The organism is Labrenzia sp. OB1, from assembly GCF_001624695.1.
GTDB lineage: Bacteria > Pseudomonadota > Alphaproteobacteria > Rhizobiales > Stappiaceae > Roseibium.
Genome location: NZ_JSEP01000030.1, coordinates 24620 through 41834, shown reverse-complemented (window position 1 = coordinate 41834; position 17215 = coordinate 24620). Strand labels below are relative to the sequence as shown.

Sequence of the window (17215 nt, the reverse complement as noted above, 5' to 3'; positions counted from 1 at the left end):
ACGTACCTGCGTAACCCTTACTTAAAAACCAAAACCAAAACACAAGTGATCCGATAATGGCTTCCCGCAAGGCCAACGCCGCCTACGCTTCCCTTCCTTCAAAATCAAATTGTCAATGAACAGAGAAACAAACGCTCTCTCGGGACCACCAAAATCCAGCGAAAACCAGCCACACCCGAACCTCGCAGCCCGGAACCAAATGTCCGATTTTCAGGAATTTAGTACAAAAAACCCTCTCGCCAGCGACGTTGCCGCCGTCGATGAGCCGCGTTATACGCAGCACAATTGAACCCGTCAACAGCCGATTTGAATTTTCTTGCGAAAAATATCGCCCTGCCTGGAACAGTGGATATTAACCATCGTGAAACCCCTTAAGGACCCGACGTCTACCCGACAGGTGAGTTTCCGAAGCCCATCAGGCGCTGCCCCGCATCCACCACCAGAGTATGTCCCGTTACCTGTTTTGCCGCCACCAGATACCTGACCGCGGCAACGATATCGTCCGGCCCGAGACCCGGGCCGAGCGGCGTCAGCTTCTGGCGGCTTTCGAAGTTTTCCTGGCTCTGGTCGCTGGGAAGCACCAGCCCCGGCGCGACCGCGTTCACCCGGATACCCTTCGGCCCGAGTTCGAAGGCCGCCAGCCGTGTTGCGCCGTCCAGCGCGAACTTGCCGCAGAAATAGCTGAAACGTTCGGGCGAGGCCGAGGCCATCTGGGTATCCAGCATGTTGACGATGGCGCCGCCCTCCGGCAGCGGATCCTGATCCGCAAAGGCCTTCATCAGAAAGACGGGGGCGGCGGCATTCACATTCATCAGGAACTGCCAGGTGTCCCATGTCATGTCGGAAAGGCTGTCCGTGTCGAAAGCCGAGGCGGAATTGATGAGGAGCGAAACCGGGCCGCCCAGCGCGTCAGCGGCCTCCCGCACCAGGTCGCCCGCGGTGTCCGGCTGGCTGAGATCCTTTTGCAGGAGTGCGGCCTTGCCGCCGGAAGCAAGAATGTCCACGTAGAGGTCCTGGGCACCACCTGCAGAAGAATTGTAGTGAAGCCCAAGCGCGTAACCATCATCCGCGAGACCTCGGGCGATGGCCTTGCCGACCCGTTTTCCTGCCCCAGTCACCAGCGCAATCTTGCCGACCGTCATGACTTGTCTCCCAACAGCCCCCTCAAGGAAGCGTGATCCCAACCACCGCGCGGAACCGCGTCAGGCGTAGTCCTGCAGGTTCAGAACCGGCTGAACCCGCGACACCTCGTGGCTGCGTACCAGATTGGCCTTCGACATCACCGCCAGTGTCGCCGCGCTGGTCTGCGCGACCCGCACCTCGTCCCTGAACAGATAGACCGCCCCGGTTAGCTGCAACGTCACCGGCCAGCCAAGCTCGCGCAGCCGGAAGGACTGCAGGATACTGTCGGTCTGGTAGCGGATCCTGTCCGGCCCGTCCGGCAGGTGAAGGGCAAAGCCGAAACCCGGATCAACCCACAGGCGTTCCACCCCAGCCTCGGTTGCCAGAGCGAGCCTTTCCCTGAAAAAAGCCAGCTGATGATCGAAAATTTCCTCCACCGGGGGGAGGTAGTCCTTCGAACGGGCGTTTTCCCCCGGCGTGTAACACATCACCAGACCGGCCTCATGGGAGGCGATCGCTTCGTAGAAAGCCCTGTCATCGACCCGGCCCGTAAGATTGACCACACCGGCCCCCGCCTTCAAAAGCGCGACACCCACCTCCGGATGATAAGTCTCGACAGAGACAAGGATCCCCTCCTCCGCAAGCGCCTTCACCACGGGCCTCATGCGGTCGATCTGTTTTTCCGCCGCAACGAGATCCGCAGAATCCCCGGTCGATTCCGCGCCGATATCCACCATAGCGGCTCCTTCCAGCGTCATCCGCCGGCCACGGTAGAGCGCCGCCTCGAGCGTATGACACACCGTTTCGCGATAGCTGCTGTCGGGAGACAGGTTCAAAACACCCATCTGGTAGGTTCGGTCCTCGAACCGGCGACCGAATTTCGCAAACTCGAAAGTCCGGACCGGTGCTTCCAGCGCCTCCCGGTACTTGAGCCACAACGGGAGGAGGCGGTCTGCGGAAATCATGAAAGGCGGCGCTCCAGAAATAAGGCCAGGCAATCAGAGCATTGGCGGGCAGGGTTCCCCGCGCACATCACGCAGGCTCCAGAAAAGATAGGAAAAAGCGGCGGCACGGCAAGGCCGAATGCCTCCAATCCGGCGTTTCCCGCTCATGCGGACCGCTTGCGGCAGATCCGGATACCGACCCCTGCCGCATCGTCGAAAATGTCCAGCTTGGTCACCTTGACCGTCACCTGGTCTGCCAGCGGATTCGTCAGCACGAAGCCGGCGACCGCCTCTGCCCAGTCCTCGACCATGTCCGTGTGACCGCCGCAAGCAGCCTTGTTCTGTACGAACGCCACGGTGTCGGCATAGGATACATAGGCACCGGTCTCCTGAAAAATCTTGCGGTAGCCCGGCACGGTCCGGATCTCGACATCGAAGCAGACGGATTGGGCCCGCCCCTTTTCGCTGTCCAGAATGCCGATCTCCGCCGGCACCAGCAGCCCTTCGATCAGGATGACGTCCTGCCCCTCTTCGGTCAGGACTGTATCGTTATGCGGATCGCCGGACTCGCCAGTTGGAGAGACTTTCGGAGAAACCGGGGACGCGGACATGAACCCACCTCTTGCCTGGAAAAACGATTGCAATGAGGTAAAGGGGTGTAACCACATCCGGCGAAGGGTCAAGAAAACTTCACGTCAAAACCCTCTCGCGGCAGCCTCAATTTTCATCACCACGGGCATGATTCAGCCGAAGAACCGTTTGCGGCGGCATGCCTACTCCGGTGCCGGCCCAGCGCGATGAACTTCTTCCCGCCAGTGGGAGGCGTAGCTTTCAAGGCGGGGATCGGCGGGAGGCTTCCCTGCCGGCGCGGCTGATCCGAAAATCGTTTTCTTCTGAGCAAGCAGCAACGCCGCACCAATGCTGGTTCCGGTGAGCGAGCCGTCGGCGGCCTCGGTAGCCCGGCCGGTCGCGGCCCGCAGCATGTTCAGATAAAGCCGGTTTTTTGAAAATGGCCCCTCGACAAGGATCGGACCGTCCGCGCCGGTCATGGCGAGGCATTCCGCCGTGGTCAGCGCCAGATAGAACGACAGCGCGGCATAGCGTTCCCCGTCGCTGAGCCTTGTCTCGTCGACACTCCAGTCATGCACCTGACCCTGGAACGGCCCGGACCGGGGATCAACCGCCGGGAAAAGCATGATCTCCCGTTCAAGAACGTTTGTGATGTCCGTCGCCGAACATGTCGCGTCACGCCCGCCCAGGATCATGTCAAATTCCCGTCCGCCCATGAAACGGGCCGAGGGAACCGGGTCGCCCAAGGCATTGACGTTGATCAGCGTGTCCCTGCCCGGGTCGAGACATTCGGTTTGCCCGCCGATGGACAGGACGATGACCCAGGTTCCTGTCGATACGACCGAAAACGGCGCCTGACGCTTGAGAAGATGCGGATAAAGCGAGGCATTGGAATCGTGGATGCCGCAGGAGACCGGTAGCCCTTCCGGCAGCCCTGTCGCGCGCGCAACGTCCGGCAGGATCGTGACAGGCGGATCGGCCGCCCGCTTCACCGGCGGCATTTTTCCCGAAAGCCCCAGACGCTCCACAAGCGGGGAATAGCGATTGTCGCGCGGACACCACAGATCGGTGTGGCAGCCGAGCGACGTCACTTCGTTGGCTGCCACGCCCGTCAGGCGGAAGGTCCAGTATTGCGGATAGGTGAGCACCGACGCGGTCCGCTCCGCAAGGCCGGGATCGGAATGAAACTGCCAGAAGATCTGTGCGCCGGGATTCAATCCCATGCCGAGACGCGGTGAACCGGTTTCGCCGAAGTCCGGACGGACTGCGTCATAAGCACTGGCCAGTTCGTCGGGTCCGCCGAATTCATAATCGAGAATCGGCGCGGCAAGTTGGCCCTCCGCATCCAGAAGAACCACGCAGGCACCGTGGGTTGTCACGGACAGCGCATCGATACCGTGTTCAAGATGCAGCTGTTTGAGTGCGCCGCAGAGGAACCCCCAGTGCCCGTCCGTGTCATAATGCGGATAGGGCGGGCCGGGCAGAACGCGATTGGGCCGGGTCAGCACGCCAATCTCCCGTTCGCGCTCAAGATCGACGATGGCGACCTTGACGTTTGTCTTGCCGATATCGACCACGCCAACATGTTTCAGGCTCTTCATCGCCAGTCAGTCCATGTGAAAGACGGTTTCAAGCGGCACCGCGACGGGTTCGTTATCGGGATTGACCACCATCAGATCAGCCATATGCGTCCACCATCGGCGCATGACCGGGTGCATGGGCAGATCGTACATCATATGATCGTCCCGCCGCCAAAGGACCGCGAACAGGATATTCGTTTCCCGGTCCAGATGAATGGAATAGTCGCTGACGCCTGCCTCCTTCAAGAGCGCCGCCAACTCGGGCCAGATCTCGTCGTGGCGTTTCCTGTATTCGGTTTCCGATCCCGGATGCAGATGCATCTTGAACGCGACTTTTTCCATTGTTCAGTCCTTTCGTCCTGCCAGCAGACGCCGGGCGATGCGCGGCAATGCGATGACGGCAATCAGCAAAAGGCCGATGAAGATCGACATCACGATGCCCGGAACATTCAAAAGGCCGAAACCGAAGGTAACCATGCCCATCACGAAGGCGGCGATGACGACGCCGGGAATGGTGCCGGACCCGCCCAGAATGCTGACCCCGCCGAGAACGACCATGGTGACCACCTCCAGTTCCCAGCCGAACGCGATGGACGGGCGCGTCGCACCGAGGCGGGAGGTCAGGCAGATGGCAGCCACGCCGGACATCAACCCGGTCAGCACAAACAGGGCGAATTTCACATTCGGCACGCGGATGCCGGAAAACAGCGCCCCGACGGGATTGTTGCCGATGACATAGACCGCCCTGCCGAAATTCGTGCGGTGCAGAAGGACGGCAAACACAACTGCCAGAAGCGCGAACAGCACGAACTCGAAGGAAATCACCCACCAGACGTAGCCCTGACCGAAAAAGGCGAAATCGGACGGATACCCGGTATAGGCCTTGTCGCCGAGAACGATATAGGAGATCCCCCGGAAGAGGCTCATGGTGCCGATGGTGACGACGATGGACGGCAGGCCGAAGCCGGTAACGAGCAGGCCGTTGAAGGCCCCGCAGGCGAGGCCGACGGCCAGACCGGTCAGAACCAGCACCGGCGTGTCGGCGCCCAGTTGCACGGCGAACCCCATTGCGGTGGAGGCCAGCGCCAGGATCGAGGCGACCGAAAGATCGATTTCACCGGAGATGATCAGCAGCGCCATGGCGAAGGCGATCATGGCTTTCTCGGTAAAATTGAAGGTCGCGTCGGAAAGGTTCCATGGATCGAGAAAATACGGCGAGGCGAAGCTGTTCAGCACGAAAACCGCAACAGCAACGCCGAGAAGCAGCAGTTCCCAACTCACCAGAAAACGCTGCAGCGGTGTCTTCAGTCGGTCCGGCAGCTGGCGTCTCGCCAGGTCGGGTGAGACGAGGCTCATAGCGCGTGCTCCGCTTTTTTCAGGATCACCCGACCCTTGGCCCGGCTCGACGTTGCGTTAAAGGCAACGGCGATGATGATGGCGCTGCCGGAGATGGCGAGTTGCCAGAACGGCGAGATGTGAATGACCGGCAAGGCGTTTTTGACGATTCCAAGGAACAGCGCACCGAGCAGCGCACCGCCCACCGAACCGATGCCACCGGCGATGGAAATACCGCCGATTACACAGGCCGCGACCACTTCGAGTTCGAACCCGGCCGCGATATCGACGTAGGCGACCGCGTAGCGCGCCACCCAGAGATACCCTGTCAGCCCGGCGAGCGCGCCGGAAAGAACATAGGCGGCACATTGGGTGCGGCCGACATCGATGCCGGTGTAGACTGCGGCATGCGGATTGCCGCCGACCGCGAAGAATGCCCGGCCGAGCGGCGTTCTGCCGACAAGCACGACGAAGCCGGCGGCAACCGCGATGGCGATCCACGACAGGACCGGCAAACCGAACAATACGGCTCGCGGAAACGCCTTGAACGTGTCACTCATCTCATGCGCATTGATCCATTCACCGCCGGAGATCACGAATATGATGCCTCGAAAGATGGTCATGGTGCCGAGCGTCACCACGATCGGCGGAATGTCGAGCTTCCACACCAGCAGGCCGTTGATCAGCCCCATGAGGGCACCGAGGCAAAGGGCCACCAGAAGAATGACGGGAATCGGAAGCCCGGGCATGACCGTGTTGAGCATGGCGACGGCCATGCCCGTGAGAGCGAGGTTCGCGGCGACGGAAAGATCGATGCAGCGGGTCAGGATGACCACCATCTGGCCCAGCGCCAGGATGATCAGCGGGGCCGTGTCGTTGAGGACATTGGCAAGGTTGGACGGCGCGACGAACGCGGGGAATCGTGAGGCGATCGCCGCCATGAGCACAAGGATCGCCGCGCCCAGGATCATTTCGCGTGACTTGAACAGCAAGCGGATCATGTCCGCACCTCCGTTATGCCGGCCGCGGCCCGCACCAGATGTTCCGGCGTCAGGTCCGCGCCTTCGTATTCGGCCGCGATGCGCCCCTCACGCATGACGATGACCCGGTCGGACATGCCGAGGATTTCAGGAATTTCCGAGGACACCATGATGACGGCCAGTCCGCCGGCGGCAAGTTCCGCCATGAATTCATGCACCGCCGCCTTGGAGCCGATGTCGATGCCCTTGGTGGGTTCGTCGAGAATGATGACACGCGGTTTGGTCGCCAGCCATTTGGCGATGACGACCTTCTGCTGGTTGCCGCCGGACAGCTCGCCGATGTCCTGATCGAGGGCGGCGGCCCGCAGGTCCAGTCGCTGTGTGTAGTCGCGCGCCAGCGTGAATTCTGCCGCCAGCCGCAAGAACCCGTTTCGTGACGTTTGTTTCAGTGAGGGCAGCGAAACGTTCTGGAAGATCGGCAACCCCTTGATCACTCCCTGCCTGCCCCGATCTTCCGGCACATAGACAATGCCATGCCCGATGGCCTCATTCGGCGTTCGTGTGACAGCGACCTTGCCGTCAATGCGGATGGCCCCCTTCGAGGGTTTGGTGATACCGAACAGCGCCTGCATGAATTCGCTGCGTCCGGCGCCGACGAGACCGTAGAAACCGAGGATTTCGCCCGCGCGCAGCGTAAAGCCGATATCCTCGAATTCGGTCGGATGCGAATAGCCGACGACCTTCAGGACTTCTTCGCCGAGCTGCGGTGTCCGCTTGGGAAAAACCTGGTCAACCGACCGGCCGACCATCAGCTTCACAAGCTCCCGCTCGCCGACTTCGGCAATCTTTCCCGCCCCCACCATCTCTCCGTCGCGGAAAACCGTATAGCGGTCGGCAATCCGGAAGATCTCGTCGAACTTGTGGCTGATAAACAATATGGCCTTGCCGTCCGCCTTGAGCCGTTCGACCAGCTCATAGGTCTCCTCGATCTCCTTGTGGGAAAGCGATGCGGTCGGCTCGTCCATGATGACGATCCGGGCGTCGATGGACAAAGCGCGCGCAATCGCCACCAGATGCTTGTTGGCGATGCCGAGATCCCTGAGCGGAACGCCGGGATCGATCTGCGCGCCGATCCTCTCCAGAAGGGTCTTCGCCTTGCGGGTCATTTCCCTGCGGTCGATCAGCCCGAAGCGGGTTTTCGGTGCATGGCCGATGAAGATGTTTTCCGCCACCGAGAGGTCGTCGAAAAGCACGGTTTCCTGGTGAATGGCCGTCACGCCCGCGCTTCCTGCATCCTGCGCGGTCGGGAAGGTCACGGGTTCCCCGTTGATGCGGATCTGACCGTCGTCCGGCTGGTAGATGCCGGTGAGGATCTTGACAATGGTCGACTTGCCCGCGCCGTTCTCGCCGACCAGCGCCGTGACCTGGCCCGGATAAAGATCCAGAGCCACGCCCGAGAGCGCCTTGACTCCGGGAAAGGATTTGGAAATGCCCGTCAGGGACAGGACGGGAGCGGAACCTTCGCCGGAGTGCGGCGATGCGTCCTCGATGCCCTTCGCAAGCATGACCATATTCCGGCGCCTGTTCTGGTGAATTGTTTTTGAGGGGACCCGGTGCGTGGTGCACCGGGTCCGAGCTTGCGGTCCGGGGCCCGGACCGGTTTCGAGGCGACTTAGAAAATGTCCTTGAAGTCGTCGATGTTGGAGCTGTCATAGACGAACGGATCCGCCATGGCGCCTTCACTGTTCTCGTCGAGGGTCAGCGTCCCCATACGGCCCATCGGAATTTCCGCACCCGGGGCTGCCTCTGCCGCGCCGGTGGCAAGGTTATAGGCCAGGACCGTGGCGGAGTATCCGAGGTCGATCGGGTTCCAGATCGCAAAGGATTTGGACGCACCGGATTCGATATGGCCGGCCATTTCCGAAGGAAGTCCCAGACCGGTCACATTGACCTGACCGGCTTTTTCGGCGTCGGAGACAGCCTGCGCCGCCGCGACAATGCCGACAGAGGTCGGAGCGATGATCGCCTTCAGGTCCGGATAGGTCTGCATGAGGCCCTGCGCTTCACGGTAGGACTTGTCGGCAAGGTCATCGCCGTAGACGGTGGCGACGACATTGATGCCCGGATAATTGTCCTTCACCTTGTTCATTTCCTCGATCCAGATGTTCTGGTTCGTGGCCGTGGCGGAAGCGGACAGAACCGCCACATCGCCGCCATCGGGAAGATGATCGGCGGCAAGCTTGATGATCATGTTGCCGATCAAGGGATTGGAGGACGGGTTGAGGTGGAGCTGACGGCCTTCGGGTGCAACGCCGGAATCCCAGGAAACCACGGTGATGCCGCGATCCATGGCTTTCTTCAACGAGGGAACGAGAGCATCCTGATCGTTCGCGGAGATCGCGATGGCATCGACCTTCTGGGCGATCAGTGCGTTGATCACCTCGATCTGGCCTTCCGCCGTGGTGTCGGTCGGTCCTGTGTAGATGATCTCCACGTCACCAAGTTCCTTGGCCGCCTCTTCGGCTCCCTTGGCCGCGGCTTCGAAGAAACCGATGCCGAGGGCCTTCACGACAAGCGCGATGCGCTTGGTTTCAGCCTGTGCCGGGGCGGCGATGCAGACCGCAGCAACGGCGGTCGCGGCCAGAAGTGATTTAAGCAATTTCATGGTCTTCCTCCCAGGATCGTCCTGCAGATATTTGACTGCAGAAACTTGATCGCTTCCAAAATTCCGGACCATCCTGCCCGCGTTTTCGCGGATACAGGATCCTCCGAATGGCTGCCGGCCCTCCCAGGTCCCGGCAGAATGCCGGCTACCCGTTCGAGGTCGCCTTGCCCTGTGCAGCGCCAACCTCCGCCACAATCAGTCTGATATCGGCCTGCTCCAGCATCTTGACCGCACTGTCCGGAATTCCGTCATCGGTGATGATGGTGGTAATCCGTTCCAGCGGGCACAGGATCAGGCTCGACCGTGCGCTGAATTTCGATGAATCCGCCAGAACCACAAGGTCGTCCGCCTGACCGATCAGCTTCTGTTCGGCCTGGATCAGCAGCGGATCGGCTTCCATCAGCCCCAGAGGCCCAAGGCCCTGCGCCCCCATGAACACGCGCTTTGCGTAGAAGTTTCGCGTCACATCGTTTTCGAAGGGGCTCAGAATGATGTTCTGCTCGCGATAGATAACCCCGCCCGACAGCATGATGGTGTTCTTGGAATGCTTCAGCAGATGCTCGGCGATCGGGAACGAATTGGTGAAGACCTGACAGCGCTTGGTCGCCAGAGGATGCACCATCTGAAATGTTGTCGTCCCGCCGTTGATGATGATCGCGTCGCCGTCCTCACACAGCTCCACGGCCTTTTGCGCAATGGCCCGTTTTTGCGCGATGTTGATCGTTTCATTGACGCTGAAGGGACGACCGGCAAGACCGACGAATTGCGGCGGATGAATGGATTCCGCCCCGCCCCGCACACGCCGCAGCTTCTTTTGCACATGTAGCTGGGCAATGTCCCGGCGGATTGTCGCTTCGGAGGAATCGGTGAGCGCCACCAGTTCCTGAACAGTCACGACAGGACGGTCCTGGACAGCGGAAAGAATAATCCTGTGGCGTTCTTTTTCGTGCATCTGGTCCTCCCGTTAGAGCAAACGTTTCCACCAACATCGTTCAATGTCAATCATAAAAAGTCATAAATCGTCATTTTGCAGCGCAATATGATTGATATTGACTGTTTTTGATTGACAATCAGACCCGATCAAGCGAGTTTCTGCTGAAACAGCCGAAAGCTGTCAGGCATTACTGGGAGGACATGATGTTGAATTCTGCCGCCGGGTCCCGGCTGGAAAACCTGTGGGACGGTCAAAAGGCTTCAACCATGAGCGAGCCCGAGCGCCTGCTCTACCGGTCCAACCTCCTCGGCTCCGACAAACGCATCACCAACTACGGTGGCGGCAACACGTCCGCCAAGGTCATGCAGAAGGACCCGCTGACGGGGGAAATGACCGAAGTGCTGTGGGTCAAGGGCTCGGGAGGCGACGTCGGCACGATCAGGATGGATGGGTTCGCGACGCTATACATGGACAAGCTGCGGACCTTGAAGTCTTTATACCGAGGCCCCGAATTCGAAGACGAAATGGTCGGCTATCTGCCGCATTGCACCTTCAACCTCAATGCGCGCGCCGCCTCCATCGACACGCCGCTGCATGCCTATGTTCCCAGAAAACATGTCGACCACATGCATCCGGACGCGATCATCGCGGTTGCGGCGGCAAGCGGCAGCGAAACGATCACCCGGGAAATCTTCGGCACGGAGATCGGCTGGCTGCCCTGGCGCCGTCCGGGGTATGAGCTCGGCTTGTGGCTGGAAAGGTTCTGCCTGGAAAACCCGCAGGCCAAGGGCGTCGTCCTGGAAAGTCACGGCCTCTTCACCTGGGCGGACGATGCCGAAACCTGTTATGCGACCACGCTCGACATCATCAACCGGGCGATTGCCTGGTTTGAGGAAAAGACCGCCGGGAAGGATGCTTTCGGCGGCTCCAGGCATCGCGCCCTGCCGCCCGCGGAGCGCCGCGACGTTGCCGCACGGCTGATGCCCGCCATCCGCGGCATGGTCAGCGGCACGCAGCACATGGTCGGTCACTTCGATGACAGCGATGCGGTGCTGGAATACGTCTGCTCGGCGGACATGGAACCGCTTGCCGCCCTCGGCACGAGTTGCCCGGACCATTTCCTGCGCACCAAGATCCGTCCGCTCGTGGTCGATTTCGACCCGGCAAGCCCGGATACGGATGCAACCCTAGCCGGGCTCGGCGAAGCGGTCGCCGTCTACCGCGAGGAGTATGCGGCCTATTACGAGCGCTGCAAACGTGCCGACAGCCCCGCCCTGCGCGATCCCAATGCGGTCGTCTATCTCGTTCCCGGCGTCGGCATGATCACCTTTGCCAAGGACAAGGCGACGGCGCGCATATCCGCCGAGTTCTACACGAACGCCATCAACGTGATGCGCGGCGCCTCCGGCGTCTCGACCTATCGCGGCCTGCCGGAACAGGAGGCTTTCGATATCGAATACTGGCTCCTGGAAGAGGCCAAGCTGCAGCGCATGCCGAAGCCGAAAAGCCTGGCGGGGCGGGTGGCTCTGGTCACCGGCGGCGCCGGCGGCATCGGCTCGGCCACGGCGGAACGCTTCCTGCGCGAAGGCGCCTGTGTCGTTCTTGCCGATATCGATGCCGAGGCGCTCACGGCAACGGCAGAGAACCTGGAGGGCCGGTTTTCGAAGGACGTCGTGCGCACGGTCACCATGGATGTGACCAGCGAGGACGCCGTTGCGGGCAGCTTTGCTCGCGCGGCCATGGAATTTGGCGGCATCGACATTCTGGTGTCCAACGCCGGGATCGCATCTTCCGCGCCGATCGAGGAAACCTCGCTGGAGCTGTGGAACAAGAACATGTCGATCCTGTCGACCGGTTACTTTCTGGTCTCGCGTTCGGCTTTCCAGGTGATGAAGCAGCAGGGCATCGGCGGTTCGATCATCTTCATCGGCTCCAAGAACGGTCTTGCGGCCTCACCGGGCGCGAGCGCCTATTGCACGGCCAAAGCGTCCGAGATTCACCTCGCCCGCTGCCTCGCACTCGAGGGCGCGCCGGACAGCATTCGCGTCAATGTGGTCAATCCGGATGCCGTGCTGCGCGGCTCGAAAATCTGGTCCGGCGACTGGCTCAAGGAACGCGCCGAGGCCTATGGTAAGGACACTTCCGAACTCGAGGAGCATTACCGCCAGCGGTCTCTGCTGAAGCGCTCCGTGCTGCCGGAGGATATCGCCGAAGCCAGCTATTTCTTCGCTTGCGAAGCGTCGGCGAAATCGACCGGCAACATCATAAATGTCGATGCCGGCAACGTGCAGTCCTTCACGCGCTAAAGCACTTTCCAGACACACAGGATCTGAAGACATCCGGGAAAGGATCTTCTCATGATGATCGACACCTCTCTGATCGCCGGCGAAAACCGGACGCGGACCGGCACCCTCGAACGCGACTACGACGCGCTCGGCGAGCGGCTCGACCGTCAGGGTATCGCAATTGACGGGATAAAGCGGAAAGTCGCCGCCTATGGCGTAGCCGTTCCCTCGTGGGGTGTCGGCACCGGCGGCACGCGCTTCGCGCGTTTTCCGGGCAAGGGAGAACCCCGCAACATTTTCGACAAGCTTGAGGATTGCGCAGTCATCCAGCAATTGACCCGGGCCACTCCGAACGTGTCGCTGCACATCCCCTGGGACAAAGCCGATCCGTCCGAACTCAAGGCACGGGCGGACGCTCTCGGACTTGGCTTCGACGCCATGAACTCCAACACCTTTCAGGATCAGGATGGCCAGGCCAATTCCTACAAGTTCGGCTCACTGTCCCACACCGACGCAACCACCCGGCAGCAGGCCATCGAACACAATCTGGAATGCATCGAGATCGGTCAGGCGCTTGGCTCCAAAGCCCTGACCGTCTGGATCGGCGACGGATCGAATTTCCCTGGCCAGAGCAATTTCACCCGCCAGTTCGAGCGTTACCTGGAGTCCGCAAAGGCCATCTACACGCAACTGCCGGCGGACTGGCGTCTCTTCACCGAGCACAAGATGTACGAGCCGGCCTTTTATTCGACCGTCGTCCAGGACTGGGGCAGCAACTACATGATCGCGCAGGAACTGGGACCGCAGGCCTATTGCCTCGTCGATCTCGGTCACCACGCGCCGAACGTCAATATCGAGATGATCGTCGCCCGGCTGATCCAGTTCGGCAAGCTTGGCGGGTTCCATTTCAACGACAGCAAATATGGCGACGACGACCTGGACACGGGCTCGATCGATCCCTACCGCCTGTTTCTTGTTTTCAACGAACTGGTGGACGCGGAAACCCGCCGGGCTCCTGGCTTCGATCCGGCGCATATGCTCGATCAGTCGCACAATGTGACCGATCCGATCGAGAGCCTGATGGTAAGCGCGATGGAGGTCCAGCGTGCCTATGCCCAGGCTCTCCTCGTCGACAGGGCGTCGCTGGAAGGCTTTCAGCAGGACAATGACGCATTGATGGCGACAACCACCTTGAAGACCGCCTTCCGCACCGATGTGGAGCCCATTCTCGCCATGGCCCGTCTGGACTCCGGCGGTGCCATCGATCCTCTGGCGGCTTACCGGGCCTCGGGCTATCGGCGGCAGGTAGCGGACATCCGCCCGGACGTCTCAGGTGCCGGGGGCGGGATCGTCTGAGGCCGGCGGCCTCCCGGTCTTGTTCTCGACGATGGCGTCAATCTTTGCGCCGTCGCGTGAGCATGACTCATTGAATTGAATTCTGAAAATTCACCCAAGCGCATTTGCGATGCAAACGTTGCCTCGGGCATCTTCATGACACCTTGAACCCGCTTGAACGCGACAAGCCCTGAATTGTCTAGTTTTCAAAGTGTTCGGGATTGTCCGCGCGTATCCGGCCCAGAATGGTTCTGATCCGGCTCAGATGTGTCGTCAGAGATGCAGCCGCCAGTTCGCCGTCCCCCGCGCGCAAGGCCGCGGTGATATCGACGTGGTCGTCGAGAGCAGCCTGCGCACCGGAAGCGAGCGAAAGAAAGCGCACACGGTCCATATGGGCCTTCTGCTCGCGGATCAGTGTCCAGACGTAGCCATGGCCGGACATTTCGCAGATACGCCGATGAAAGTCGTCATCAAGTTTGTGAAACTTCTGACGCTCACCCGCCGAGACCGCGGCCTGCTGTTCCTTGAGAAGCTCTTCCAGATCCTTGATATCGTCTTGTGTCGCGATTTCGACGGCAGCTCTCAGACACGCGATCTCGAGCGCCGTGCGAACGAACCTGGCCCTTAACACGGCAGCTTCCGATATCTTGGTGATCACCGTGGCACGCTGCGGCCTGATCAGCAGAAAGCCGAGGTGCGACAACCGGTAGAACGCATCACGCACCGGCTGACGGGAGACCCCGAACGCCTTGGCGACTTCCACTTCGGACATCCGCGTTCCCGGGGCAAGTTCCAGAGAAAGAATCTGCTGATGCAACTCCTCGAAAACCGCGTCGGTCACCGAAGGGATCTTTATCGGTTCCAGCGCCTTCAGGACGCTTGTTTCTACCATCAGCTTTCTCTCCGTTGACTCGTCTACTCAACTAGCATATCAGTTTACTAGTCGCAACAAGGGACCCAACGTAAGGGCCGCGGGGGGAGTGAAAATGACACTTGGAAAAGCGCAAGCGCAGGGTGCCTCCGGGAACGGACTTGATCCGAATCGCCTGCTGCCAGCCGATCCTGCCTCGCGCACTCTGGCTCTGGACCTTTACAATTCGGTAAAGGACCTGCCGATCGTCAGCCCCCACGGCCATACCGATCCGCGCTGGTTCGCCGAGAACGAAGCTTTTCCGGATCCGGCGCAGTTGATCATCGTTCCCGATCACTATGTCTTCCGCATGCTGTACTCTCAGGGCATCGATCTTGGCGCCCTCGGCGTGCCGAGGGCCGACGGTGGCCCGACGGAAAGCGACAGCCGCAAGATCTGGCGGCTCTTTGCCGAGAACTATCATCTCTTCCGGGCGACACCGTCGCGTATGTGGCTGGACCATTCCTTTCAGGAAGTCTTCGGCTGGACAAAACGGATTTCGGCGGAAACGGCCGATGATTCCTATGACCACATCGCCGATTGCCTGACCCGCACCGAATTCCGTCCGCGCGCGCTCTTCGAAAGCTTCAACATAGAAGCGATCGCCACCACGGAATCGCCTCTGGACGACCTGAAGTGGCACCGCCAGATCCGCGACAGCGGCTGGACCGGCCGCGTCGTGACCGCCTACCGGCCGGACGCCGTGGTCGATCCCGAGTTTGAAGGCTTTCAGGGCAATATTGAAAAATTCGGGGAACTGACGGGAGAGAACGCGACCACCTGGCAAGGATATCTGAACGCCCACCGGGCGCGGCGCGCCTACTTCAAATCCTTCGGCGCCACCTCCTCCGATCATGGCCATCCGACCGCGCGCACGGAAAACCTGTCGGCCACACAGGCGAACGCATTGTTTCAGAAAGCCCTGCAGGGGAAGTGCACACCGCAGGAAGCGGATGCCTTCCGCGGCCAGATGCTGACCGAAATGGCACGCATGAGCTTGGACGATGACCTCGTCCTGCAGATCCATCCGGGCTGCCACCGGAACCATTCGAAGGCCATCATGCAATCCTTCGGCCGGGACAAGGGCTTCGATATCCCGACGCAGACCAACTACGTCGATGGGCTCAAGCCGCTTCTGGAAGCGGTCGGCCTTGAGAAGAACCTCAGCATCATTCTCTTCACTCTGGACGAAACCGCCTACGCAAGGGAACTGGCCCCGCTGGCCGGTGTCTACCCCGTACTGAAACTCGGGCCCGCATGGTGGTTCTACGACAGTCCGGAAGGCATGCGCCGGTTCCGCGAAACAACAACGGAAACAGCCGGTTTCTATAACACGGTCGGGTTCAACGACGACACACGGGCGTTCTGTTCGATTCCCGCGCGCCACGATGTGGCCCGCAGGGTCGACAGTGCATACCTCGCATCACTCGTGACATCCGGGAGGCTGGACGAGGACGAGGCATTTGAGGTCGCTCTTGACCTCACATACAGGCTTGTGAAGCAAGCCTACCGGCTCTAACGAGCACTTTCTGGGAGGAATATCATGCAAGTATTGAAGTCTCTGGCGGCAACTTTGTTGGCTACGGCCGCCTTCACAACCGCAGCGGTCGCCTGCGACGTGACACTCAAGTCTTCCGACACTCATCCGGACGGTTATCCGACGGTGGAAGCCGTGAAGGAAATGGGCAAACTTCTTGAAGAACGCACCGATGGCCGCATCTGCGTGGAAGTCTTCCATTCCGCGCAGCTCGGCGAAGAAAAGGACACGATCGAGCAGACGAAATTCGGTGTCATCGATCTGAACCGCGTCTCCATGGGCCCGTTCAACAATCTGGTTGAAGAAACCAAGGTTGTGTCGCTGCCCTACGTCTTCAAGGGCGTCGACCACATGCACCGCGTCATGGACGGCCCGGTCGGTGACGATATCCTGAAAGCCTTCGAACCGCATGGCTATGTCGGCCTGGCTTTTTATGACGGCGGATCGCGCAGTTTCTACAACAAGGTTAAACCAATTAAATCGATTGAAGACCTTGAGGGCATGAAAGTTCGCGTGATGCAGTCAGACATCTTCGTGGACATGATGTCGGCACTTGGCGCCAACGCGACACCGATGCCTTACGGTGAGGTTTACTCCTCAATCCAGACCGGCGTCATCGACGGTGCCGAGAACAACTGGCCGTCTTACGAGTCCTCGGGGCACTACGAAGTCGCCGGCTACTACACCCTGGACGAACACCTGATCGTTCCGGAAGTTCTGGTCATGTCCAAGGTCAGCTGGGACAAGCTGTCCGCTGAAGATCAGGCGGCTGTCCGTCAGGCTGCCCGGGACTCCGTCGCGGTCATGCGTGACCTGTGGCAGGCCCGCGAAAAGGCTTCCGAAGAAAAAGTCCGCGCGGCCGGTGTCGAGGTCATCACGGAAATCGACAAGGAGCCTTTCATGGCCGCTATGGACAGCGTCTATGAAAAGCACGTGACTTCCGACAATCTGAAAGACCTGGTCGCCCGCATCCGCGCGACCGACTAACCACACAAGGACCTGCGGCCTCTTCCGGCCG

General features: G+C 60.4%; 15 protein-coding genes. 4 read left to right on the top strand and 11 right to left on the bottom strand.

Going from position 1 to position 17215, the window contains the following annotated elements:
• Positions 1-386: 386 nt before the first annotated feature.
• From OA90_RS25235 to OA90_RS25190, 10 genes are all read right to left on the bottom strand, one after another.
• Complete coding sequence (locus OA90_RS25235) at positions 387-1142, bottom strand: SDR family oxidoreductase (protein WP_068419457.1); 756 nt, start codon at positions 1140-1142, stop codon at positions 387-389.
• A gap of 60 nt (positions 1143-1202) precedes the next feature.
• The gene (locus OA90_RS25230; protein WP_068419455.1) at positions 1203-2087 is read right to left on the bottom strand and encodes a dihydropteroate synthase; all 885 of its coding nucleotides are present in this window, start codon (positions 2085-2087) and stop codon (positions 1203-1205) included.
• Positions 2088-2230: 143 nt separating this feature from the next.
• The gene (locus tag OA90_RS25225) at positions 2231-2677 is read right to left on the bottom strand and encodes a dihydroneopterin aldolase (protein ID WP_082837271.1); all 447 of its coding nucleotides are present in this window, start codon (positions 2675-2677) and stop codon (positions 2231-2233) included.
• 162 nt (positions 2678-2839) lie between these two features.
• Complete coding sequence (locus tag OA90_RS25220; protein WP_068419453.1) at positions 2840-4237, bottom strand: FGGY-family carbohydrate kinase; 1398 nt, start codon at positions 4235-4237, stop codon at positions 2840-2842.
• A 6-nt stretch (positions 4238-4243) separates the two neighbouring features.
• Positions 4244-4558, bottom strand: a complete 315-nt coding sequence (gene rhaM / locus OA90_RS25215; RefSeq protein ID WP_068419451.1) for an L-rhamnose mutarotase — start codon at positions 4556-4558, stop codon at positions 4244-4246.
• A gap of 3 nt (positions 4559-4561) precedes the next feature.
• Positions 4562-5572 (bottom strand): ABC transporter permease, encoded by a 1011-nt coding sequence (locus tag OA90_RS25210; RefSeq protein WP_068419450.1) that lies wholly within the window; start codon positions 5570-5572, stop codon positions 4562-4564.
• On the bottom strand, positions 5569-6552 hold the full coding sequence (locus OA90_RS25205) for an ABC transporter permease (protein WP_068419448.1): 984 nt from the start codon (positions 6550-6552) through the stop codon (positions 5569-5571). Before OA90_RS25205 ends, OA90_RS25210 begins: the two co-directional genes overlap by 4 nt.
• Positions 6549-8096, bottom strand: coding sequence for a sugar ABC transporter ATP-binding protein (locus OA90_RS25200; RefSeq protein ID WP_068419465.1), 1548 nt, complete (start codon positions 8094-8096; stop codon positions 6549-6551). The genes OA90_RS25205 and OA90_RS25200 overlap by 4 nt, the downstream gene beginning before the upstream one ends.
• 107 nt (positions 8097-8203) lie before the next feature.
• Positions 8204-9196: a rhamnose ABC transporter substrate-binding protein gene (gene rhaS / locus OA90_RS25195; protein ID WP_068419463.1), complete on the bottom strand. Its 993-nt coding sequence runs from the start codon at positions 9194-9196 to the stop codon at positions 8204-8206.
• A 145-nt stretch (positions 9197-9341) separates the two neighbouring features.
• On the bottom strand, positions 9342-10148 hold the full coding sequence (locus tag OA90_RS25190) for a DeoR/GlpR family DNA-binding transcription regulator (protein ID WP_068419446.1): 807 nt from the start codon (positions 10146-10148) through the stop codon (positions 9342-9344).
• Between the two features lie 185 nt (positions 10149-10333).
• On the opposite strand from OA90_RS25190, the gene OA90_RS25185 reads away from it, so the two are divergent.
• On the top strand, positions 10334-12436 hold the full coding sequence (locus OA90_RS25185) for a bifunctional rhamnulose-1-phosphate aldolase/short-chain dehydrogenase (RefSeq protein WP_068419461.1): 2103 nt from the start codon (positions 10334-10336) through the stop codon (positions 12434-12436).
• Between the two features lie 51 nt (positions 12437-12487).
• Entirely contained in the window at positions 12488-13771 is a 1284-nt protein-coding gene (gene rhaI / locus OA90_RS25180) for an L-rhamnose catabolism isomerase (protein WP_068419444.1), read from the top strand.
• Between the two features lie 178 nt (positions 13772-13949).
• On the opposite strand, the gene OA90_RS25175 is transcribed toward rhaI, so the two are convergent.
• Positions 13950-14642: a GntR family transcriptional regulator gene (locus OA90_RS25175; protein WP_068419442.1), complete on the bottom strand. Its 693-nt coding sequence runs from the start codon at positions 14640-14642 to the stop codon at positions 13950-13952.
• Positions 14643-14736: 94 nt separating this feature from the next.
• Between OA90_RS25175 and uxaC the strand changes: the two genes are divergently transcribed.
• Together uxaC and OA90_RS25165 are read left to right on the top strand one after the other, a co-directional pair.
• Positions 14737-16179, top strand: coding sequence for a glucuronate isomerase (gene uxaC / locus OA90_RS25170; RefSeq protein WP_068419440.1), 1443 nt, complete (start codon positions 14737-14739; stop codon positions 16177-16179).
• Between the two features lie 24 nt (positions 16180-16203).
• Complete coding sequence (locus tag OA90_RS25165) at positions 16204-17184, top strand: TRAP transporter substrate-binding protein (RefSeq protein WP_068419438.1); 981 nt, start codon at positions 16204-16206, stop codon at positions 17182-17184.
• Positions 17185-17215 lie beyond the last annotated feature (31 nt).